Annotated in this window: 22 protein-coding genes; 20 read left to right on the forward strand and 2 right to left on the reverse strand. The window is 32.1% G+C overall.

Features of this window, described 5'->3' with window-relative positions:
- Positions 1-22 precede the first annotated feature (22 nt).
- The 11 genes from G4D72_RS03135 to G4D72_RS03185 all read left to right on the forward strand — a co-directional run bounded on the left by G4D72_RS03135 (position 23) and on the right by G4D72_RS03185 (position 12,636).
- Complete coding sequence (locus tag G4D72_RS03135; protein WP_166076156.1) at positions 23-370, forward strand: four helix bundle protein; 348 nt, start codon at positions 23-25, stop codon at positions 368-370.
- Positions 371-435: 65 nt separating this feature from the next.
- Positions 436-1,554: a polysaccharide biosynthesis C-terminal domain-containing protein gene (locus tag G4D72_RS03140; RefSeq protein WP_166076734.1), complete on the forward strand. Its 1,119-nt coding sequence runs from the start codon at positions 436-438 to the stop codon at positions 1,552-1,554.
- 300 nt (positions 1,555-1,854) lie between these two features.
- A complete protein-coding gene (gene wecB / locus G4D72_RS03145) occupies positions 1,855-2,991 on the forward strand; it encodes a non-hydrolyzing UDP-N-acetylglucosamine 2-epimerase (RefSeq protein WP_166076157.1) in 1,137 nt (378 codons plus the stop codon).
- A gap of 98 nt (positions 2,992-3,089) precedes the next feature.
- A complete protein-coding gene (locus G4D72_RS03150) occupies positions 3,090-3,533 on the forward strand; it encodes a four helix bundle protein (RefSeq protein WP_317165223.1) in 444 nt (147 codons plus the stop codon).
- Positions 3,534-3,643: 110 nt separating this feature from the next.
- Positions 3,644-4,861, forward strand: coding sequence for a glycosyltransferase family 4 protein (locus tag G4D72_RS03155; RefSeq protein WP_166076158.1), 1,218 nt, complete (start codon positions 3,644-3,646; stop codon positions 4,859-4,861).
- 203 nt (positions 4,862-5,064) lie between these two features.
- Positions 5,065-5,670: a sugar transferase gene (locus G4D72_RS03160; RefSeq protein WP_166076160.1), complete on the forward strand. Its 606-nt coding sequence runs from the start codon at positions 5,065-5,067 to the stop codon at positions 5,668-5,670.
- A 9-nt stretch (positions 5,671-5,679) separates the two neighbouring features.
- Positions 5,680-6,324, forward strand: a complete 645-nt coding sequence (locus tag G4D72_RS03165) for an acetyltransferase (protein ID WP_166076161.1) — start codon at positions 5,680-5,682, stop codon at positions 6,322-6,324.
- Positions 6,324-7,454: a DegT/DnrJ/EryC1/StrS family aminotransferase gene (locus tag G4D72_RS03170; RefSeq protein ID WP_166076162.1), complete on the forward strand. Its 1,131-nt coding sequence runs from the start codon at positions 6,324-6,326 to the stop codon at positions 7,452-7,454. The genes G4D72_RS03165 and G4D72_RS03170 overlap by 1 nt, the downstream gene beginning before the upstream one ends.
- Before the next feature lie 50 nt (positions 7,455-7,504).
- On the forward strand, positions 7,505-9,448 hold the full coding sequence (locus G4D72_RS03175) for a polysaccharide biosynthesis protein (protein ID WP_166076163.1): 1,944 nt from the start codon (positions 7,505-7,507) through the stop codon (positions 9,446-9,448).
- Between the two features lie 53 nt (positions 9,449-9,501).
- Positions 9,502-10,263 carry a polysaccharide biosynthesis/export family protein gene (locus G4D72_RS03180; RefSeq protein ID WP_166076164.1) on the forward strand — a complete coding sequence of 254 codons (762 nt, stop codon included), beginning with the start codon at positions 9,502-9,504 and terminating at the stop codon, positions 10,261-10,263.
- Positions 10,264-10,266: 3 nt separating this feature from the next.
- A complete protein-coding gene (locus tag G4D72_RS03185) occupies positions 10,267-12,636 on the forward strand; it encodes a GumC family protein (protein WP_166076165.1) in 2,370 nt (789 codons plus the stop codon).
- Positions 12,637-12,660: 24 nt separating this feature from the next.
- Here the strand turns inward: G4D72_RS03185 and G4D72_RS03190 are convergent, their stop codons facing one another.
- Both G4D72_RS03190 and G4D72_RS03195 read right to left on the reverse strand, forming a co-directional pair.
- Entirely contained in the window at positions 12,661-13,395 is a 735-nt protein-coding gene (locus G4D72_RS03190) for a tyrosine-protein phosphatase (RefSeq protein WP_166076166.1), read from the reverse strand.
- 67 nt (positions 13,396-13,462) lie between these two features.
- A complete protein-coding gene (locus G4D72_RS03195; protein WP_166076168.1) occupies positions 13,463-14,236 on the reverse strand; it encodes a hypothetical protein in 774 nt (257 codons plus the stop codon).
- 757 nt (positions 14,237-14,993) lie between these two features.
- On the opposite strand from G4D72_RS03195, the gene G4D72_RS03200 reads away from it, so the two are divergent.
- From G4D72_RS03200 to G4D72_RS03240, 9 genes are read left to right on the forward strand one after another with little or no spacing between them, the layout of a single operon-like run.
- A complete protein-coding gene (locus G4D72_RS03200; protein ID WP_166076169.1) occupies positions 14,994-15,863 on the forward strand; it encodes an ABC transporter permease in 870 nt (289 codons plus the stop codon).
- A 56-nt stretch (positions 15,864-15,919) separates the two neighbouring features.
- Complete coding sequence (locus G4D72_RS03205) at positions 15,920-17,206, forward strand: ABC transporter ATP-binding protein (protein WP_166076170.1); 1,287 nt, start codon at positions 15,920-15,922, stop codon at positions 17,204-17,206.
- A 3-nt stretch (positions 17,207-17,209) separates the two neighbouring features.
- Complete coding sequence (locus G4D72_RS03210; RefSeq protein WP_166076172.1) at positions 17,210-18,163, forward strand: glycosyltransferase family 10 domain-containing protein; 954 nt, start codon at positions 17,210-17,212, stop codon at positions 18,161-18,163.
- Entirely contained in the window at positions 18,160-18,843 is a 684-nt protein-coding gene (locus G4D72_RS03215; protein ID WP_166076173.1) for an FkbM family methyltransferase, read from the forward strand. The genes G4D72_RS03210 and G4D72_RS03215 overlap by 4 nt, the downstream gene beginning before the upstream one ends.
- 6 nt (positions 18,844-18,849) lie before the next feature.
- The gene (locus G4D72_RS03220; protein ID WP_166076174.1) at positions 18,850-19,671 is read left to right on the forward strand and encodes an alpha-1,2-fucosyltransferase; all 822 of its coding nucleotides are present in this window, start codon (positions 18,850-18,852) and stop codon (positions 19,669-19,671) included.
- 8 nt (positions 19,672-19,679) lie between these two features.
- Positions 19,680-20,666, forward strand: a complete 987-nt coding sequence (locus G4D72_RS03225) for a glycosyltransferase family 2 protein (RefSeq protein WP_207784870.1) — start codon at positions 19,680-19,682, stop codon at positions 20,664-20,666.
- A 5-nt stretch (positions 20,667-20,671) separates the two neighbouring features.
- A complete protein-coding gene (locus G4D72_RS03230) occupies positions 20,672-21,511 on the forward strand; it encodes a glycosyltransferase family 2 protein (protein ID WP_166076176.1) in 840 nt (279 codons plus the stop codon).
- 10 nt (positions 21,512-21,521) lie between these two features.
- Positions 21,522-22,325, forward strand: coding sequence for a glycosyltransferase family 2 protein (locus tag G4D72_RS03235; protein WP_166076177.1), 804 nt, complete (start codon positions 21,522-21,524; stop codon positions 22,323-22,325).
- Positions 22,322-23,107: a glycosyltransferase gene (locus G4D72_RS03240; protein ID WP_166076178.1), complete on the forward strand. Its 786-nt coding sequence runs from the start codon at positions 22,322-22,324 to the stop codon at positions 23,105-23,107. The genes G4D72_RS03235 and G4D72_RS03240 overlap by 4 nt, the downstream gene beginning before the upstream one ends.
- Positions 23,108-23,125 lie beyond the last annotated feature (18 nt).

Genomic DNA, 23,125 nt, shown 5'->3' on the forward strand with positions numbered 1-23,125 from the left:
AGCCATATAAAATGTATTGAAAATGAGACAAAATGATTTGTTAGACAGAACTTTTAATTTTGCAGTTGCAGTTTTAAAATTTTTAAGAACCATTGAAAGTTTACCTGAAAGTAATCTTATCAGATATCAACTTGGAAAATCGTGTACTTCAGTTCGAGCGAATTATGAAGAATCTCAAGCAGGTTCATCAAAAGCAGATTTCCTTAATAAAGTTAAAATTTCATTAAGAGAAGCTAGAGAATCAAATTATTGGTTAAGAATTATTAAGGCATTAATCGAGAAAGAAAATATAGAATTAAACAATTTATTACAAGAAAGTCAAGAATTGAAAAAAATATTAGGAGCAATCGTAAACCATTCAAACAAATAATAAATGAAGCAACTCATTACTTTTCGAGAACTTGTTTCTTTTTACTTTTTACTTGACTCTTTATAATTATGAAAATAGGAATCACAGGCCAAGACGGTTTCGTAGGCAAACATTTATACCATACATTAGGATTATTTCCAGATGAATTTCAACGTGTCGAATTTCAACGTAATTTTTTCGAATCGGAAAGTGATTTGGATCAATTTGTTTCACAATGTGATGTAATTGTCCATTTAGCGGCTATGAATCGTCACGAAAGTCAGGAAGTAATTTATGAAACGAATGTGAATTTGGTTCAAAAATTAGTGGCTTCTTTAGAAAGAACAAATTCGAAACCACATGTTTTAGTTTCTTCTTCTAGTCAGGAAGAACGTGATAATTTATACGGAAAATCAAAAAAAGAAGGCAGAGAACTACTTGCCAATTGGGCTAATAAAAATGAAGCTGTTTTTACAGGTTTAGTAATTCCAAATGTTTTCGGACCTTTCGGGAAACCTTTCTATAATTCGGTTGTAGCCACATTTTGTTATCAAGTTTCTCACCATGAAACTCCGAAGATTGCTATAGATGGCGATTTAAAATTGATTTATGTAGGCGAATTAGTAGAAGAAATCATCCAACAAATCAGAACCCAAAAGCATCAGTCAAAACTAGAAATTTCTCATACTTCTGAAAAGAAAGTTTCTGAGATTTTAGCTTTATTACAACAGTATAAAACGGAATATCAAGACAAAGGAAGTATTCCCACTTTAACATCAACTTTCGAATTAAATTTATTCAATACGTACAGATGTTATATGGATATTGCCACTCATTTTCCAGTAAAATTAACGCAACACACCGATAGCAGGGGAAGTTTTGTAGAAATTATTCGGTTGGAAGTGGGCGGACAAGTGTCCTTTTCCACCACTGTTCCAGGAATAACAAGAGGCAATCATTTTCATACCAGAAAAATTGAACGTTTCGCCGTAATTAAAGGAAAAGCTCTAATTCAATTGAGAAAAATTGGAACGGATGAGGTTTTAAACTTTGAATTAAATGGAGACGAACCGGCTTATGTGGATATGCCCATTTGGTACACACATAATATCAAAAATATCGGTGATGATATGTTATATACGAACTTTTGGATCAATGAATTTTTCAATCCAAATGATGCTGATACGTATTTTGAAGTGGTTTAAAAGAGCCAAGTGAAAAGAGCCAAGAGCCAAGTAGAAAGAGCCAAGTGGAAAGAGCCAAGTGGAAAGAGCCAAGTGGAAAGAGCCAAGTAGAAAGAGCCAAGAGCCAAGAGCCAAGAGCCAAGTAGAAAGAGCCAAGTGAAAAGAGTCAAGTTAAAAGAGCCAAGAGCCAAGTGAAAAGAGTCAAGTAAAAAGAATCAAGTACAAAGAGCTAAGTAAAAAGTGATAAAATAATAAAAGTGTAGTTATTATAAACGAAACTTTTTACTTTTAACTTTTGCCTTGGAGCTTAAAAAAAGATATATGAAAAAACTAAAACTAGTAACAGTAGTAGGAACGCGACCAGAAATCATTCGTTTGTCGCGAGTAATGGCGGCTTTGGATGCTTCTGAAGCGATTGAGCATATTTTGGTGCATACCGGACAAAATTACGATTACGAATTAAATCAAATCTTTTTTGACGATTTAGGGATTCGTAAACCCGATTATTTTTTAAATGCTGCTGGAAAAACAGCTACGGAAACAGTTGGGCAAATTTTAATTACAATCGATCCGCTTTTAGACGAAATTCAACCGGATGCTTTTTTGGTATTAGGTGATACGAATAGTTGTTTGTGTGCGATACCTGCAAAGAAACGTCAAATTCCGATTTTCCACATGGAAGCTGGAAATCGTTGTTTTGATCAGCGAGTGCCTGAAGAAACGAATCGTAAAATTGTTGATCATATTTCTGATGTGAATTTAACGTACAGCGATATCGCTCGTGAATATTTACTTCGTGAAGGTTTGCCTGCTGATAGAATTATCAAAACTGGTTCGCCCATGTTTGAAGTTTTGAATCATTATTTACCAAATATTCAAGCATCTGAAATTTTATCTACTTTAAATCTAGAAAAAGGAAAGTATTTTGTTGTGTCTTCGCATCGTGAAGAAAATATCAATAATCCAGAAAATTTTAATGGTCTAATTGAAAGTTTAAATCAAATTGCCGAGAACTATAAGTTGCCAATTATCGTAAGCACGCATCCACGAACTCGTAATAAAATTGAAAGTGAAAAGGTTAAAGTTCGTGAACAAATTCAGTTTTTAAAACCCATGGGATTCAACGATTACAATGCCTTACAAATGCACGCTTTTGCCGTATTGTCAGATAGTGGAACGATTTCAGAAGAATCTTCGATCTTGAATTTTCCAGCCTTAAATATTCGTCAAGCACACGAACGACCTGAAGCGATGGAAGAAGCATCTGTCATGATGGTCGGACTTTCGCCTGAAAGAATCATGCAAGGCTTAGTACAATTGCAATCGCAAAAAACAGGTTCAGAACGAAATTTCCGCCCAGTAGCCGATTATTCGATGCCTAATGTTTCTGAAAAAATGGTTCGTATCATTTTGAGTTATACGGATTATGTGAACCGAGTGGTGTGGAGTAAGAAGTAAGAGCCAAGTAAAAAGAGCCAAGTGAAAAGTGTGAAGAGCCAAGTGAAAAGAGCCAAGTAAAAAGTGAAAAGAGCTAAGTGAAAAGTGAAAAGAGCTAAGTGAAAAGTGAAAAGAGCCAAGTAAAAAGTGTGAAGAGCCAAGTTAAAAGAGCCAAGTTAAAAGAGCCAAGTACTATAAATATTTGCCAAGCAATGAAAGAAAACGATTTATTAAAAAGAACATTTAATTTTGGGGTTGACTGTTTGAAATATTTGAGAAAATTAGAAACAAATCCTGAGAATAATTTGGTGAGATTTCAATTAGGGAAATCATGTACTTCAATTGGTGCAAATTACGAAGCGTCTCAAGCAGGTTCTTCAAAAGCTGATTTTATAAACAAAGTAAAAATTTCTTTAAGAGAAGCTAGAGAATCTAATTATTGGTTAAGAATTTTAAAGGAATTAACTGAAAATAAAGATATTCAACTTGAAATTTTAATTCAAGAAAGTAAAGAGATAAAAAATATTTTAAGCGCAATTGTAAATCATTCAAATAAAAAATAACTTATGAAACAAAACATGGAAAACAAGTATCTTTTTACTTGTCAAAAACTTGGCTCTTTTTACTTTTCAAAAACTTGGCTCTTTTTACTTTTTACTTGGCTCTTCATAATATGAAACTTATTTTCCTTGCTTTAGCTTATCCTAAAATTCCTAGTTCGAGTAATTTATATACCGATTTGATGGAAGCATTTCGCGATCAAGGTCATGACGTTTTTGTGGTGGCACCAGCTGTAAGTGATAATGAAGTTGGCTTGATTCAGGAAGAGGGTATTCAGGTTATTCGTGTAAAAACACTTCCGTTATTAAACGTAAATCCAATTCAAAAAGGAATTGCGAATGTGTTGTTGCCTTTTCAATATAAAAAAGCGATTAAAAAATATTTCAAATCTGAAGCTTTAGATTTGATACTTATGCCAACGCCACCAATAAGTTTAGTTGATGTGGCGAGTTGGTTAAAAAAGAACTATCAATCGAAATTGTATTTGATTTTAAGAGATATTTTTCCACAAAATGCTGTCGATTTAGGTATGATGAAGAAAGGTGGAATGTTATACAATTTCTTTCGAAAAAAAGAACATTTATTATACGAAGTGGCTGATGAAATTGGCTGTATGTCGCAAGGAAATATCGAATATGTAATTCACCATAATGCAAATGTTTCCACTGAAAAATTACATTTATTACCGAATTGGCAAAAAGAAATTCCACAATTTTCTGATGATGTAATTGCTTTAAGAACCAAATACAGTTTTGATGATAATTTCGTGATTATTTTTGGTGGAAATATTGGTTTGCCTCAAAAGTTAGAAAATATATTAGCAGTTGCCGAATTGTTTCAACCTGAAGATAAAGTCTTGTTTTTTATCGTAGGTCAAGGAACGGAGAAAGCGAAAATTGAAAAATTAATAAAAGAAAAAAACCTTAAAAACATTGTCATTAAGAATTCTTTACCTCGTGAAGATTATCAAAATATTATTTCAGTAGCCAATTGTGGTTTGATTGCTTTACATGAAAATTTTACCATTCCGAATATTCCATCCAAATCGTTGAGTTATTTCAATGCTAAAATTCCCGTTTTAGCAGCCATTGATGAAAATACAGATTACGGAACCATTATTCAAGATGAAGTAAAAGCTGGAGTTTGGGCACCTTCCAACCAACCCAATCTAATCAAAGAAAAAATTGATTTATTGCGTTCAAATCCGCAACTTTGTAAACAAATGGGAGAAAATGGGTATCAGTATTTTATCAATAATGTGACACCTAAACATAGTTATGAGATTATAAAGAGGCAAGTGGGAAGTGGAAAGAGCCAAGTAAAAAGTTAAAAGAGCCAAGTAAAAAGTTAAAAGAGCCAAGTAAAAAGTTAAAAGAGCCAAGTAAAAAGGATCAAGAGCCAAGTGGAAAGAGCCAAGTAGAAAGGATCAAGAGCCAGGTTAAAAGAGCCAAGTAAAAAGTAAAAAGAGCCAAGTAAAAAGGAGCAAGAGCCAAGTTAAAAGAGCCAAGTAAAAAGTAAAAAGAGTTAAGCAATATGTATTCAAAAATAGTAAAACCAATTTTAGATTTTCTACTTGCTGTGATGGGATTTATTATCCTTTTGCCAGTATTTCTATTGGTGACTGTTTTGTTGTTTTTTGCGAATCAGGGAAAACCGTTTTTTATTCAACGTCGTCCTGGAAAAAACTGTGAAGTATTTTCAATTATCAAATTCAAAACCATGAATGATAGAAAAGATGCTTCAGGAAAATTATTACACGATTCGGAGCGCTTAACGGCTGTTGGTAAGTTTGTTAGAAAAACCTCTTTAGATGAAATTCCACAATTGTTGAATGTCATAAAAGGGGATATGAGTATTATTGGTCCTAGACCCTTATTAACTGATTATGTACATTTGTATAACGAATACCAAAATCAACGACATACAGTTAAACCAGGCATTACTGGTTGGGCTCAAGTGAATGGGAGAAATGCGATTTCTTGGGAAAAAAAATTCGAATTAGATGTTTTTTATGTACATCATATTTCATTGGTTTTAGATGTGAAAATTTTACTCATGACCCTGAAAAAAGTAATAATTAGAGAAGGGATTTCGGCAGAAAATGCGGCTACAATAGAACCTTTTCAAGGACAATATTAACCCCCAAATATGAAAAAAATTGCAATAATTGGCGCTGGTGGTTTTGGTAGAGAAGTAAAAATGCTTATCGACCAAATCAATGCGGTTGAAAAAAAGTACGAATGCATCGGATATTTTGATGATGGAAAAGAAAAAGGTACATTAATTAATGGATTACCTGTATTAGGAAAAGTTTCCGACTTAAATGCTGTGACAGAAGTTTTATCTGTGGCGCTTGCTTTGGGAAATCCTGAGTATAAAAAAAAGGTGGTGACATTAATTGACAATGTAAATGTAATTTTTGAAACTTTAATTCATCCAACTGTATTAATAGGAATAGATGAAGTTACAATTGGTAAAGGCACAATAATTTGCGCAGGAAATATCTTAACGTGTAATATTGCAATACAGGATTATGTAACGTTAAATTTAGCTTGTACTATTGGTCATGATACCGTTTTAGAGAATTTTGTATCGTTAATGCCAGCGGTAAATGTTTCAGGTGAAGTGGTGTTGGAAGAAGCCGTTTATGTAGGCACAGGCGCCAAAATTATTAATCAATTAACAATTGGGAAAAATACTACAATTGGAGCAGGAGCAGTGGTTTCTAAATCGCTTCCTGAAAATTGTACAGCAGTTGGAATTCCAGCCAAACCTATCAAATTTCATTCGTAATGACACAAGAAAAAATATGGTTGTCTTCCCCTCATATGGGTGGAACCGAACAAAAATATGTACAAGAAGCTTTTGCTACTAATTGGGTAGCACCTTTAGGACCAAATGTTAATAATTTTGAAACGGATATTGAACGTTATTTAAATCAGGATGTTTATGTGGGCGCTCTTAGTTCTGGAACTGCGGCTTTACATCTAGGATTAATTATGTTAGATGTAAAACCTGGTGATGAGGTAATTTGTCAATCCATGACTTTTTCAGCTTCCGCCAATCCTATTGCTTATTTAGGCGCTACTCCAGTTTTTATTGATAGTGAATATGATACTTGGAATATGTGTCCGGTTGCTTTGGAGGAAGCCATTAAAGACAGAATGGCTAAAGGTAAAAAACCAAAAGCAATTGTTCCTGTACATTTATATGGGATGCCAGCAAAAATGGATGAAATTAGCGCAGTGGCTAAACAATATGAAATTCCAATTTTAGAAGACAGTGCAGAAGCTTTAGGAAGCGCATATAAGGGTCAGAAATGTGGTACTTTTGGAGCAATCGCAGCTTTGTCTTTTAATGGAAATAAAATCATTACCACTTCTGGTGGAGGTGCTATGGTAACGCATACTAAAGCATTAAAGGATAAAGCCGTTTTTTTATCTACTCAAGCTCGTGATAATGCGCCACATTACCAACATTCTGAAATTGGTTATAATTATAGAATGAGTAACATTTGTGCAGGAATTGGTCGTGGACAAATGGAAGTTTTAGATGCGCATGTCGCTCTAAGAAGAGCCAATCATCAGTTTTATAAAGAATTATTTGCTGAGATTTCTGACGTTACAGTATTGACAGAACCTTCCTCTGACTTTTATTCGAATCATTGGTTATCGGCTATTTTGTTAACTTCTTTTGAACAAAGAGAAGCGTTACGATTGGCTTTTGAAGTTGAAAATATAGAAACAAGACCTTTGTGGAAACCGATGCATTTGCAACCTGTTTTTGAAAATTCCCCTTTTTATGGGGCAACTGTTTCTGAAAGTTTATTTGAAAAAGGTTTGTGTTTGCCATCTGGATCTAATTTAAAAGCTGCAGAACGTTTAAGGATAGAAAAAGTTATCAAAGATTTCTTTACCTTATAAATCAGGTTTCATAAGCAAATTTTGTTACATTTGTAAGCCAAATTTTAAAAGTGAAAAGTAATAAATTATCAAATAAATCGACCTTTTCAGACTTATTCTCAAAAGATAAAATCTTACATTTTGGTTATTTGCCAAGATGGATCATTTTTTCTATAGATATATGTATCGTCATTTTTGCTAATATTGTTACTTATTTTTTAATTTCTCAGTTAACGTTCAAATATTATAATACTCTTGATTTAACAGGAAGAACAATAATTATTTTAGCGACTCAATCTTTTTTCTTTTTTGTTTTCAAAACCTATGCTGGAATAATTAGACATTCTACATTGAATGATGGTTATAATTTATTCAAAGCTACCTTTAGTTCTTTTATCGCTTTGTCGTTTTTAAACTATGCGCATTTTTACAAAGCAGGAGCAAAAATTTTTTTAATGCCAGCTTTACTTCTTACGTTCCTATTTTCTTTTATTTTTCTTTTATTTTTTAGAATAGTTGTTAAAATAGTGTATCAAGTTTATTTAGATGCAGGCAGTCAAAAAGATTTAGAGCATGTAGCTATTTACGGTACCGATTCGAATGCAATTTCATTAGCAAATGCCATCCAAGCAGAATACCCGAAAAGATACAAATTGGTTGGTTTTATTGATAGTTCTAATAAAAATGTTACCAAACAAATTTTAGGATTGCCTATTTACCACTACAACCAAAATGTGGCATCCATTTTAAAAGACTTAAATGCAAAAGTTCTGATTGTTTCTAATCATGTGTTAACAAAAAATGAACAATTAGCTTTAGTGGATGAATGTTTAGAGGATAATGTTAAGTTATTAACCATTCCTGTAATATCTGATTGGAATTTACAAAAAAATATTTCAAAGAAAATCAAAACTTTTGAAATTCAAGATTTATTAAATCGAGATGAAATTGTTTTAAATACTGAAAATATTTCAAATAAAGTATCTCATAAAACCGTTTTAATAACGGGTGCTGCCGGTTCAATAGGTAGTGAAATTGTAAGGCAAATTATCTGTTTTTCTCCGGCAAGAATACTTTTATTGGATCAAGCTGAAACACCTTTGCATCAGTTGGCCTTAGAATTAAGTCATGTGTTTGTAGAAATAATTCCAGTAATTGCAGATGTTAGAAATAAGGAACAATTAGAGAATTTATTTGAACAATACAAACCTGAATTTGTATTTCATGCAGCTGCTTACAAACATGTTCCTTTGATGGAAAAAAATCCAAGTCAAGCAGTTTTTACGAATATACTAGGGTCAAAAAATTTAGCAGATTTAGCCGTGAAATATAAGGTAGAACGATTCGTTTTAATCTCAACTGATAAAGCTGTAAACCCGAGTAATATCATGGGAGCAAGTAAACGCATTGCAGAAAAATACGTACAATCGCTCTCCATTTATTTAGATCAAATGGGTGAATCTTCTACTAAGTTTATTACCACACGTTTTGGAAATGTATTGGGATCAAATGGTTCTGTTGTTCCACTATTTACGAAACAAATTAATTCAGGTGGGCCAATTACTATTACTCATCCAGATATTATCAGGTATTTTATGACTATTCCAGAAGCTTGTCAATTGGTTTTGGAAGCTGGAGCTATGGGTAATGGAAGTGAGATTTTTATTTTTGATATGGGTGAACCGGTAAGAATTATTGATTTAGCTTATAAAATGATCAAATTAGCTGGATTTATACCTGAAGAAGAAATTAAAATCGAAGTTGTAGGTTTGCGTCCTGGAGAAAAATTATTTGAAGAATTATTAACTGATGCTTCTACAACTTTGCCAACATATCATCATAAAATTATGATTGCTAAAGATGATACAGATCATTATATTTCTTTGAATGAAGAGGTTTTAGCGTTAATTGATTTGGCTAATGCGAATAAGTTAGATTCGTTAGTGATTAAAATGAAACACATTGTTCCTGAATTCATAAGTTTAAATTCAAAATTTGAAAAGTTCGATAATTGATTGAAATAGAGCATTTATCAGTAAAAAAATTATCTTTGTAAAAAATAGGTCTAATGAACAAGCATATATTTCGTTTTTTTTTAATTTTAGTAACCATGGCATCTTGTACTTCACCTTCAAAAATGGTGTATTTAAGTAGTACAGGAAAGTTAGATGCTAACGTGAAATTTGAAACCACTTTACAACCAGACGATCAATTGCTAATTATTGTTTCTTCTGAAAATGCTGAAGCCGCTTCGCCTTATAATTTGAAAACAGTTGCTTTTCAAGGTAACTCAGAAAATATTTTAGCTCAAGAGAGAAATCAAGCGTATGTTGTTGATCAAGATGGAAATATTGAATTTCCAATGTTAGGCACCATTAAAGTTGGTGGTTTAACACGAATTGAAGCTACAAATAAAATTAAAGATTTATTAAAAAATGGTCATTTATCTGATCCAATTGTTAATGTGAGATTGCTGAATTTTAAAGTATCAGTTTTAGGAGAAGTAGCCAATCCAGGGGTTTTTCCTATTTCAGGAGAAAGGGTAACACTTGTTGAAGCCCTTGCTTTAGCAGGCGATTTAACCATTTACGGAAAAAGAAATAGTATCTTATTAATTAGGGAGAAAAATGGGGTAAAAACCTATGAAAAAATAGACATTACCAAAACAGATTTCATAAACTCGCCCAACTATTACCTAACTCAAAATGACGTAGTTTATGTAGAACCCAATAAAACACGTGTCAATTCATCTGTAATTGGACCTAATTTAACTGTTGGAATTTCAGCACTTTCCTTAGTGGTTACTATCTTAGCTTTAACTATAAAATAAACTATGCAGCCATATCGTGTACATCATGAAGATGATTTAGATCAGAATATCAACTTTAGAGAGCAATTCGAAAAGTACCTTATACATTGGAAATGGTTTGTAATCGGTGTGACCGTTTCTTTACTAATTGCCTTTTTATATTTGCGATATACAGTTCCATTGTATAATGCCACCTCTACTATTTTAGTGAAAGATGATAGAAAAGGTGGTTTGGCTTCGGAGCTTTCTGCTTTTTCCGATTTAGGAATGCTAAAAGGAGCCAAGAGTAATGTTGACAACGAAATTGAGGTTATAAAATCTAGAAAGTTAATTAAAAAAACCCTTAACGAATTAGGTTTTAATATCAGTTATATCAACGAAGGACGAATAAAAGATGGCGAAATTTACAATAATTGCCCGATAAAAATTATATTTTATAACCAAAGTCCAAATTTTTATAATGAGTTTCATCAGTTTAAAGTAGTTTCCCAAACTTCTGATACTTTTGAGGTTTTTATTAATTCAAGACTTTTCGGAACTTTTAAATACGGACAATCGATTCGTTATTTAACCGGCGATTTTTCTGTTGTTAAAGATAAATTTAATTCCGAAAATTCGTTAAAAGAATTTTCAATTCGTGTGGAGGTACTTCCTATTGAAGGTTTGGCAGATAATTACAGAAGTCGTTTGAAAGTAATGACATTAAGTAAAAATACGAGTGTTATAGAATTAAATTTTGTTGATCCGATTCATTTAAGAGCCAAAGACTTTTTAAATGCATTGGTAAAAAATTACAATCAAGACGCTATAGAAGATAAAAATTTTATAGGTGAAAACACATCTAAATTCATAGAGCAACGATTGCGTTTGATTTATAACGAATTGGAAGGGGTAGAAAAAGATGCTGAACAATTTAAAAAGTCTAATAAAGTAACCGATATCACCTCGGAGGCTGGTTTGTTTTTAGAAAATGCCAGTGAATTTGAAAAACGAGAAATTGAAACGGAAACCCAATTAAAAGTTGTTACTACATTAATTGATTATTTAAAAGCCAATAAATCGGAAGATTTAATTCCAGCTAATATATTAACCGCTGATGTTGATGCTTCCGATGTTATTAATCAATACAATACGTTAGTTTTGGAACGCAATCGTCTGTTAAAAACGGCAGGTGAAAAAAATGCTGTGGTTTTAGCACTAGATAAAAAAATTGCTTCTCTACGTTATACTGTAGGTGCTAGTTTGCAACAATTAAAATCGTCTTTACAAATTAAAAAGAACGATTTAGCCCGTCAAAATGCCATTGTTGAAGGTCGAATTTCTCAAATTCCTACACAAGAAAAAGAATTTAGGATTATCGCTCGTCAACAACAAGTGAAAGAAGCCTTGTATTTGTATTTGTTAGAGAAAAGGGAAGAAACAGCTATTTCACTGGCAGTAACTGAGCCAAATGCTAAAGTGATTGATGATGCTACTTCATCGGCTACTCCAGTTTCTCCTAATAGAAATGTCATTTATATTATTGCTTTAGCATTAGGACTTTTAGTTCCTTTTGGTGTATTCTATTTGATAAATTTCTTTGATAATAAAGTCAAATCAAGATTAGATATTGAAAGAAATACAACCATTCCATTTATTGGAGATGTGCCAAAAGCTGAAAATCCAAATGAAATTATTCAGTTAAATAGTAGAACCAATACAGCAGAAGCTATTCGTATCATTAGAACTAACCTCGAATTTATTCTAAAAGATGTAAAAGAAGGCTTAGCCAAAACTATTTTTGTAACGTCTACTTTTCCTAAAGAAGGAAAAACATTTGTTTCTGTAAATTTGGCTTCTACAATAGCTTTATCGGATAAAAAGGTTTTATTGATAGGATTGGATATAAGAAACCCAAAAATTGATACGTATTTACAAGTTCCAACTGTAGGTTTAACGAATTATTTATCTTCAAATAAATACAGTTCCATAGATGAATTAATTGTTAAAATTGATAATTATTCCAACTTTTATGTGCTTCCTGCCGGAATTATTCCACCCAATCCAGCTGAATTATTGATGGATAAGAAAGTAGCACTATTATTTGAAGAGTTGAAAACTAAATTCGATTACATAGTTGTAGATACTGCACCAGTAAGTTTAGTTACAGACACGCTGATTATAGGGTATTTAGCCGATGCATTTGTTTATGTTACCAGAGCCAATTATTTAGATAAACGCATGCTGAAATTGCCTCAACAATTGTATGATGAATCTAAGTTGCCAAATATGTCTATTTTAATAAATGATACCGATTCTCAAAAGGGTTATGGCTACGGCTATGGCTACGGCTATGGCTATGGCGTAGAAGTTGAAACTAAATCTTGGTGGAAAACTCTATTTACAAAGAAATAATTTAACGAATTTGGGTTTTAGTTTTTACTTGAAAAACTGGTTGTTTTCCATGGCGGTTTCGAGGGCTTTAATTTCTTTTATTACCACTTTTCGTTGAAACGAATCTACGTGTTGTTTATGATGTATGTCGGAGCCCACAAAGTCTATGTACTGATTTTGAAGTAATTTGTTAGCGGATTTCATGACTTCTTCGCCATAATAACCAACAGCTGACAATAAATTTATCTGAAATTTCAATCCCATTTTTTTTAGTCTTTCAAATTCCTTAAAATTTGAATGATAATACATGTATCTTTCTGGATGAGCCAATATGGGTTGATAACCGGCCAATTGCAATTCAAATAAATATTCGTGCAACTGTATAGGCGGATTTAAAAATGACATTTCCACCAAAACATAATTGTCTTTGAGGGTTAATAAGGGATTTGATTTAAAATTTTCAATAAAATTTTCATCAATAAAATATTCTGAAGCGGCTTTTAAATTTAGTTTATTTGCCAAATCAGGCCAATCATTGGATACCGTTTCTTTTGCTTTATTTATGGTTTCAATGGTGTTGTTGTACACATTTGCCATGGTATGTGGCGTTGTAATGCAATTTTTAAAACCTAAACTTACCATTGCTTCTAATAAAAATTTAGTGTCTTTTATGTTCTTAGCACCATCATCAATTCCTGGTAAAACATGGGAATGAATGTCGGTATAATCTGCAGGAATTAGTGTGGCTAAAGTAGGCTTAGATTTGAAAAGAGATAACATGTTATATTTTTTTACAAAGATAGTTGATGTTTTTGTTTTTCGCGAATTACAAAGCACGAATTACGAATTACAATTTGGGTGACAGGTGATTTTGAATTCCTATAATGGTAGTTGTATTCCATTTTCTATGTAACAGTTTGGTTTTGTTTCTTTTTTTAATTGAAAAACCAATGAATAGAAAGGCTATCACTATTTCTTTTGATGATAATGACTTTACGGTGAAGTCGATTTTTGAGGTGGTATTTGTTTTTTCTAATATGATTTCATTGCTGTATTGATTTTCACAAAGATCTTCTTTGCTATTCCAATTTGCAATTGCAAGTTGTAGGTGTACTTGATTGGCTTCTTCTTCAGGCCAATAGAAATCTTGTTCTGGATTGATTTCTTGTAAATTTAACTTGTTTTGCTCCCAAATAAAAAGGATGTTTTTTGGAAGTACTTTTTTTAAAGGTCTCATTTTGTTGGCTTCAAAACCTATGATGATTTCCTCTAGGTGTTCAGATTGTAACCCTTTTTCTATAGTTCTGCTTCCTATTTGGTTTTCGGTATCTTCACTTAAAATTTCAAATAATAATTTATTGACTCTTCCTGCAAAAGATACTTCTTTGGCTTGATCGAAAAATGTTTTAGCTAGAGTACGAAATACCGATGATTTTTTTACACAAGTTCGAAATTCAGAACTGTGCTGTTTGATTCTATCGAATATTGGATTCGTTGCAAATTGCTCTTTTGTAATTCCGGATTTCCCTTTTAGACGGACATAATTTTCACCAGATTGGACATAAAAATTCAACTCATCTAGTGTGCCTTTAATTTGAAAAGGCGCCTCTATTTTTGCCATTGGTTTCTTATATTTTATTTGAAAGCAAAACTACAGTTCTTTTTTAGCCTTGTCAAGAGACAAATGGTACTGTTTGAGACAAATGGTACGATTTAGGACTTTGGAAGTACGAGGTGAGAAGTACGAAGTGAGAAGTACGAGGTTAGAAGTACGAGGTTGGAAGTACGAGGTTGGAAGTACGAGGTTGGAAGTACGAGGTACGAGGTGAGAAGTACGAAATACGAAGTTGGAAGTACGAGGTGAGAAGTACGAGGTGAGAAGTACGAAGTACGAGGTGAGAAGTACGAAATTAGAAGTTAGAAGTACGAGGTGAGAAGTACGAGGTGAGAAGTACGAAGTGAGAAGTACGAAGTGAGAAGTACGAGGTACGAGGTGAGAAGTACGAGGTACGAGGTTGGAATTACGAAGTGAGAAGTACGAAGTACGAGGTTGGAAGTACGAGGTACGAGGTGAGAAGTACGAAATACGAAGTTGGAAGTACGAGGTGAGAAGTACGAGGTACGAGGTTGGAAGTACGAGGTGAGAAGTACGAAGTGAGAAGTACGAAGTACGAGGTTAGAAGTACGAAGTGAGAAGTGAAAAGTACGAAGTGAGAAGTACGAGGTTTGGAAGTGTGAAGTTTGATTTGTCATTTTATCTTGTTGTGACATGTTATCTTATTTTAAATAAACTATAAAAAAAATAATGTTGCTGGGTTTCATTTTGTTGGTGTATATAAAAAGATTATTTTTGGACACTAATTAATGCTAGTATATACATGAATACAGATAAAATTCCGGAAGACGATTGGTTGTATGAAATCAAACCTAAAGACAACTTTTTTTCGTTGCATTTACAAGAAATTTGGAATTATAGAGATTTGCTTTTTCTTTTCGTAAGAAGAGATGTGGTTACGGTTTATAAACAAACTATTTTAGGACCACTTTGGTATTTAATTCAACCTTTGTTTACAGCGGTTACCTTTACTATTATTTTTAATAGTGTAGCAGGAATTGAAACCGGAGTAACACCTCCTTTTTTATATAATTTAGCAGGAATTATTGTTTGGAATTATTTTACTACCTGTTTGAACGAAACTTCTGATACCTTTAAAAAAAATGCGGGTATTTTTGGGAAAGTTTATTTTCCTCGATTAATTATGCCGCTTTCTATAGTGGTATCTAATTTATTAAAATTGTCTATACAGTTACTTATTTTTATAGGTTTTTATGTGTATTACAGTTTGGCTGGTGTAGCTTTATCATGTAGTCCGTTTGTGTTTTTATTTCCAGTTTTGGTAATAATAATGGGGGTTTTAGGTTTAGGTTTAGGGATGATTATTTCCTCTTTAGTGACCAAATATCGCGATTTGTCTTTTCTTATCGGATTTGGTGTGCAATTGCTAATGTATGTATCTGCCGTAATGTATCCAATTGCATTACTTCAAGAAAAATTACCTGATTATGCTTGGTTAGTTCGTTACAATCCGTTGGCTTATATTATTGAAACCTCGCGTTATTTGTTATTGGCAGAAGGTGAAGTTTCTATGTTTGGAGTTCTTTATACCCTTGGAATCACTATTTTGTTGTTTTTTATAGGATTATTGATTTTTAATAAAACCGAGAAAAATTTTATTGATACGGTTTAATCCATCAGCCTATTTATCAATTTATCAATATGCCAATTCGTAAAATAAAAAAATAAATGCATCCAAATAGAGTCATATTAAAAGCAGAAAATATTTCTAAACAATATCGTTTAGGTACGGTTGGGACTGGAACTTTAAGTCACGATTTAAATCGATTTTGGCATACCATACGTGGTAAAGAAGATCCGTATTTAAAGGTAGGTGAAGTGAACGACAGAAGCTCAAAAGGTACTAGCCAATATGTTTGGGCTTTACAAGATATTAATTTCGAAATTAATGCGGGTGAAGTTGTAGGTATTATTGGAAAAAATGGTGCCGGAAAATCTACTTTATTAAAAATATTATCAAAAGTTACCGCACCCACAACTGGAGTAATTAAAACAAAAGGAAGAATTGCCTCTTTATTAGAAGTAGGAACAGGTTTTAATCCAGAATTAACTGGTAGAGAAAACATCTATTTAAACGGTGCTATTTTAGGAATGACCAAAAAAGAAATCACGTCTAAATTAGATGAGATCATTGCTTTTTCAGGTTGTGAACGCTACATCGATACCCCTACAAAAAGATACAGTAGTGGTATGACCGTTCGTTTGGCCTTCGCTGTTGCCGCTTTTTTAGAACCTGAAATTTTAGTTGTAGATGAAGTTTTAGCTGTTGGTGATGCCGAGTTTCAGAAAAAAGCGATAGGTAAAATGCAAGACATTTCTAAATCGGAAGGTAGAACCGTTTTATTTGTGAGTCACAATATGGCAGCAGTAAAGAGTTTGTGTACTCGCGGAATCGTTTTAGAAAACGGAAGATTAAAGTTTGATGGTACTGTAAATGAAGCACTTGATGTATATTCTGATATTAATAAATCAACTGAGTTTAAAGTAGTTTTTGACGACGAAACAAGCAGAAGTGGAAGTAAAAATATACAGTTTCAATCTATTGAAATTTTCAATCAACATCAAAAAAACACTCAAGAATTTTCCATTGGAGATGATTTGATTATCAAACTTCAAATTAAAAATAATTCAACTGAAAAAAGAAGTGAAATGGGCATTCAAATTTTCACTACAGAAGAAATGCCTGTTTTTCATATGATGCCTCGAGATTCTAATTTTGAAATTCATCATGAAAATGAAATAGAAGAATTTCAAATTCAGTTAAAAGACATTAGACTTTTTCCTGGGTTGTATTATATAACGCTCACTTCTGCTAGCACTACTGGACATCAGGTGTTTGATTGTATTCAAAACGCCTTAACTTTTGAAATTATAGATGGAGGAGCATATACTTCAAGAAATTTACCACGTGCTGCGGGTCTGTTTTTTATGAATCCGGAATGGAAAAAAATCTAAGTTATGATTATAGTAAAACTTACTTTTAATTATGATTTTCCTTTGTTCCGACAAACGTCCAGTTTTTCTCAGATTTGGGGAGATTATAAGTTTGTAGTGGATGATAATTTGAAGGAATGTGATTTTTGGATCATTTATACCGATTATAATTTACAAGTAGAAACTGTAACATGTAATCCTGAAAATATAATCTTTATTCCGGGTGAATGTTATGCTACGAGTCCGAAATTTACACAACCTTTTTTAGATCAGTTCGGCTTGGTCATAACAGTTCAAAGAGAGTTAAAACATCGTAATATTTTGTATTCTCATAATGCCAACCCTTGGTTTGTGGGAAAATCTTACGATGAATTATGTGCCAATACTTTACCTAAAAAAACGAAATTACTCTCTGTTGTTTCTTCGAACAAAGCTTTTACGGTAGGGCATAGAAAGCGACTCGAGTTTGTCCAACAACTTAAACAACATTTTGGTGACCAATTAGATGTTTTTGGAAGAGGGATTGTTGATTTTGATGATAAATGGGAGGTGTTAGCTGATTATAAATATACCATTGCGATAGAAAATGATTTTTGCGAGGATTGGGTTACAGAAAAATATTTTGATTGTATTTACGCCAATACGCTTCCTTTTTATTACGGTTGTCCGAATTTAGAAGAAATTGTTTCTGAAGCTTCTTTTATTCGAATTGATATTGGTAACTTTGATGAAGCGATTCAAATTATAGAACAGGCCATTGCGAACGATGCCTATGAAAAAAGAAAGGAAAGTCTTCAAAATCAAAAAGTAAAGAGTTTAGAAGAAGATCAATTTTTTCCTTGGATTGTTTCCTTTTTACAAGAAATGAATCCGAACTTAGAAAAGAAAAAGTTTCAATTACAACTAAATTACTTACCTTACCATCCCATAAAAAAAATATTAAAACTAGTTTATAATAAATTGAAGAAACTATCATGATTACACAATTGAAGAAAATTATAAAAAGACTGATTCGATATGATGCTTACGGAAAATCGTTACGTGGTAATGATGCACTACAATACCAAAGGGTAAAACCTTGGATAAAAGCAAAGGGTGACGAAACGTTACGTTTAAATTATCCGTTAGATCAAAATTCTGTTGTTTTTGATTTAGGAGGTTATAAAGGTGAATTTACGGAAGTAATATACAACCGATACCAGCCTACAATTTATGTTTTTGAGCCTATATTCGCTTTTTATACAATTATTCAAAATAAATTTGCTACTACTCCAAAAGTTATTCCATTTCAATATGGTTTAGCAGGAAAAGATTGTTCTATTCCAATTAGTATGTCTGATAATTCTTCTTCAGTGTTTTTAAAAACTGCAGAAACGGAAACTATTCAATTGAAATCTATTGTAAATTTCATCCAATCTAACGCTATTACCAAAGTAGATTTAATCAAAATTAATATTGAAGGTGGCGAGTATGAAGTATTAGAATCTTTATTAGATGCTAATTTGATAGGTATTTTTGAAAATATTCAAGTACAATTTCATGATTTTTTATTTGAAAATGCCAAAGAACGCATGCAAGCTATTCAAGCTAGATTACAAGAAACTCATGTTTTAACTTATCAGTACGAATTTGTTTGGGAAAATTGGAAATTAAAATAATTTACCATGATTGTTGTAAAAATAAAAGATGGTTTGGGAAATCAAATGTTTCAATATGCCTTTGCTAAAGCTTTTGCCTTACAAACGAAACAAAAGTTGAAATTAGATATTTCTAATTTTGAATGGTATACTTTACATCGTTATGGTTTACATCATTTCAATATTCAGCCTTCATTTCAACCTGCTTTAAATATATGGATTAGAAGACTGAAACGATTGTATAAAAAAATTGTTTATTATCAAGAAGAAAGTTTTGCATACAATCCTGAAGTTTTTAAAATAAAAGCGGATGAACTTCATGTAGTTGGTTACTTTCAATCGCAAAAATATTTTATAGCGTATGAAAATGAAATAAGAGATGCGTTTAAAATTATCACTCCATTACAAGCAAAAACATTAGAAACCATCGCTTATATGCGAACAGTTACTGCTGTTTCTATTCATATTCGTAGGGGAGATTATATTGGTAATCCGAAACATGAAACGGATACTTCCTTATATTATCAAGCTGCCATGCGTTATATAGAAAAAAGAGTTCCACATCCTGTTTATTTTATATTTTCTGATGATATGCCATGGGTAAAAGAAAATTTTTCAACAAATTTTGAAACACATTATGTTGATTTCAATGATGCGTTACATAATTTCGAAGACTTACATTTGATGTCGAGTTGTAACCATCATATTATTGCAAATAGTAGTTTTAGTTGGTGGGGTGCTTGGCTCAATGCATCTTCGGAAAAAATAGTGGTTGCACCAAAAATATGGTTTACAGATGCTACTATTGATACTCGTGACATCCTTCCAGAAACTTGGATAACTTTATAATTACAATTTTGAATACAACACCAAAAATATCTGTTTTAATGCCGGTATACAATTCAGAATTGTATCTAAGGGAAGCGGTAGATAGTATTTTAAATCAGACGTTTTCCGATTTTGAATTACTAATTATCGATGATGCTTCTACCGACCTATCTGTAGCCATTATTCAATCTTATAAAGATTCTAGAATACATTTGATTCAAAAACCCGAAAATACAGGTTATACCCAAAGTTTAAATATGGGTTTAGCTATTGCAAAGGGAGAATTTATAGCAAGAATGGACAGTGACGATATTAGTTTGCCCACACGTTTTGAACAGCAAATCGCTTATTTGGACGCGCATCCTGATGTACTTTTATGCGGTACGCAATTTCAGTTTATTGGTTCGAATTGGACAAGTAAACAGCCCCTTTCTTATGAAGAGTTGAAAGTAAAATTGATTACAGCTTCATGTATTTTACATCCTTCAGTTTGTTTTCGTACTTCTTTTTTTAGAGAAAATAATATTTTTTACGATATTCAAAAAGAACCAGCTGAAGATTATGACTTGTGGACTCGGTTAATTTTTATGGGGAAAATGGTTAACTTAGATACTGTTTTGTTGCACTATCGAAGACATACGAATCAAGTGAGTACCACACGGTTTTTAGAACAAAGAAAAATTTCTAATCGGATAAAGTTTACTATGTTGTGTAGGCTTTCGGTACCCTTAAATATCAATTCTATTTTATTTAAAGATGATTTGGTAGCAAGTATTTCAGCAATTAGGGAAGCCTATGATACGATAGTTTTATTAGAGTTGGTAAATACAAAATCTGAAATTTATGCCACAACGCATTTCAATTCTTTACTTGAAGAGGAAAAATATAGAATATGTAAAATGGTTAAACACAAAAATAATTTAGTGTTTGTACCATTAGTTCAATTGTTAATGACTCGCCCCAAAATTTTTTATTACATGATTCGTTTTTATTTAAAAAAGTATTTTAAAAAATAGTAACAATGTCTGTTTCATCCCACATTACCGTAATTATTCCTTGTTATAACGATGGCGCTTATATTCAACAAGCAGTTGACTCTGTTGTGAAGCAAACACTTAAAGCAGATAAGATTATACTTGTAGATGACGGTTCCAAAGAAGAAACGATTCAGGTTTTACACCAATTGCAAGTTGAAAATTTAGAAATTATTTATCAAACCAACCAAGGTGTAAGTATAGCAAGAAATAATGCAATTAAAAAGGCCACCACAGACTTTATCGTTACTCTAGATGCTGATGATTTTATGGCACCTACTTTTTTGGAGAAAACAAAACAAGTACTTCTATCTCAGTCTGAAGTTGGTATAGTAAGTTCTTATCGATTAAATTTTAATGAAGCTACTGGAAAAAAAGAAGTGATTCAACCCACTGGCGGTAAAGTCACTAATTTTCTTTTGAAAAATAACGGGAATTCTAATGCCATGTTCCGAAAAGTTTGCTGGGAGCAAGTAGGTGGTTTTGATGAAAACATGAAAGCAGGATATGAAGATTGGGAATTTTGGCTCGCTATTTTGAAAAAGAATTGGACCATGGAGATTGTTCCAGAAGTTTTATCACATTATCGTATTAAAAAAACATCCAGAGATAAAACCGCACTTACCGAACATGATGTGCCTTTGAGACAGTATATATTCAAAAAACATCAAGACGTTTTTATGGAAAATTTTGATTATTACACTTCAGAAATGATTCGAATGAATTCTTTACATAGGAATACTATATTCAAATATAAAAACTCATTAGAATACCAACTAGGTAAAATTTTACTTTATCCTTTTCGTTTTCTTAAAAAATTAAACTGATTCTTCTCTTATGATTTCTATTGTTGTACCCGTATATAATCAAGCTGCTTTTGTTGCGGAAACCTTAAATAGCATTGTAGCACAATCTTTTCAGGATTGGGAGTGTATTTTAGTTAACGATGGTAGTACAGATGCTTCTGAGGAAATCCTGTTAGCATTTACAGCAAAAGATAATAGATTTACTTACTATAAAAAGGAAAATGGAGGCCTTGCAAGTGCTAGGAATTTTGGGATAAGAAAAGCCACAAAACCATTTATTTTTCCCTTAGATGCCGATGATTTAATTACTTCCGATTGTTTGTTGGAAGTTTCAAAAACCATAGATAAAAATCCAGAAGCTGCAGTTATACATTTTGATACTGAATTTTTTGGTAGTAAAACCGGTTTAAATAAATTACCTAATTATACCTATACCACTTTATTGATACAAAATTGTTTTGTGGCCTGCACCGTATTTAATAAATCCATTTGGGAAAAATGCGGTGGCTACGACGAAAATTTAAAATCTTTTGAAGATTGGGATTTTTGGATTCGCAGTTTAACTTTAGATGCTGTAGTAGTTAAAATTTCTAAAGTGCTATTCCATTATAGAAAACACGAAAAAGAAAGTTTAACCAATCGTTTCAAAAATGAACCGGGTTACTATTACAGTTTATATGATTATATTTATACCAAGAATAAAGCTATTTATGATGTACATTATGGCAATCCTATTTTGGCTTTTCATGAAAATCAATTGTTAAAACAGTTTAATTCAAAAATAAAAAATACATTTGTTTTTAAAATGTATGAAAAACTAAAGAAAATTTTATGATATCTGTTGTAATTAGAGCTAAAAATCAAGCAAAAGCCTTAGAATTTCTCCTTTCTAATCTAAGAAATAGATATGCTGCTGATATCGATGAAATTGTGGTGATCGATAATTTATCTACTGATACGTCTGAAGCAGTTGCGACTAAATATCAAGCTAGATTTGAAACGATTTCAACATTCAGTTACGGAGGAAGTGCTAATTTTGCTGCTCAAAAAGCGAAAAACGATATTGTAGTTATTTTTAGTGCACATTCTTATCCCGTTAGTCCCGATTTTTTTAAAGTGATTCAACAAAAATTTGACGCGAATCCGAACCTAGCCGGAACCAGATGTTTGCATACCACTAACGACTATAAAAACTACATAAATGATATTTCTGCAACAGTAGATCCGAATAAATCAGGTTTGATCTTTTCGGGTTCTGCATTTCGTAAAAAGGTTTGGGAAAAAATTCCATTTAATGAACATGTTCCTACTTTTGAAGACAAAGATTGGACCAAAAGGGTTTTAAAAGCAGGTTTTGATATAGAATTCGCTCCAGTTGTTTTTAATTATGAAATCAAACGTACTAAAGCGCAAGAATTTTTCCGTTTTAAAAACGATATCGTTGGTAATTACCAAATTTGGCATCAAGATTATAGTTTGAAAAATTGTTTTGCTGGTTTGTTTTTCTCTGTTTTGCGTCTTACAAAACTATTTTTTGTAGATGTGTTTTACAGTTTTAAGAGATTTTTCTATCAAATTTCTTTTCAATTCAATAAACCCAAAAAATTCGATTATTAATGACTTATTATTCCTTAA

The sequence above is a fragment of the Flavobacterium difficile genome, assembly GCF_011392115.1.
Taxonomy (GTDB): domain Bacteria; phylum Bacteroidota; class Bacteroidia; order Flavobacteriales; family Flavobacteriaceae; genus Flavobacterium; species Flavobacterium difficile.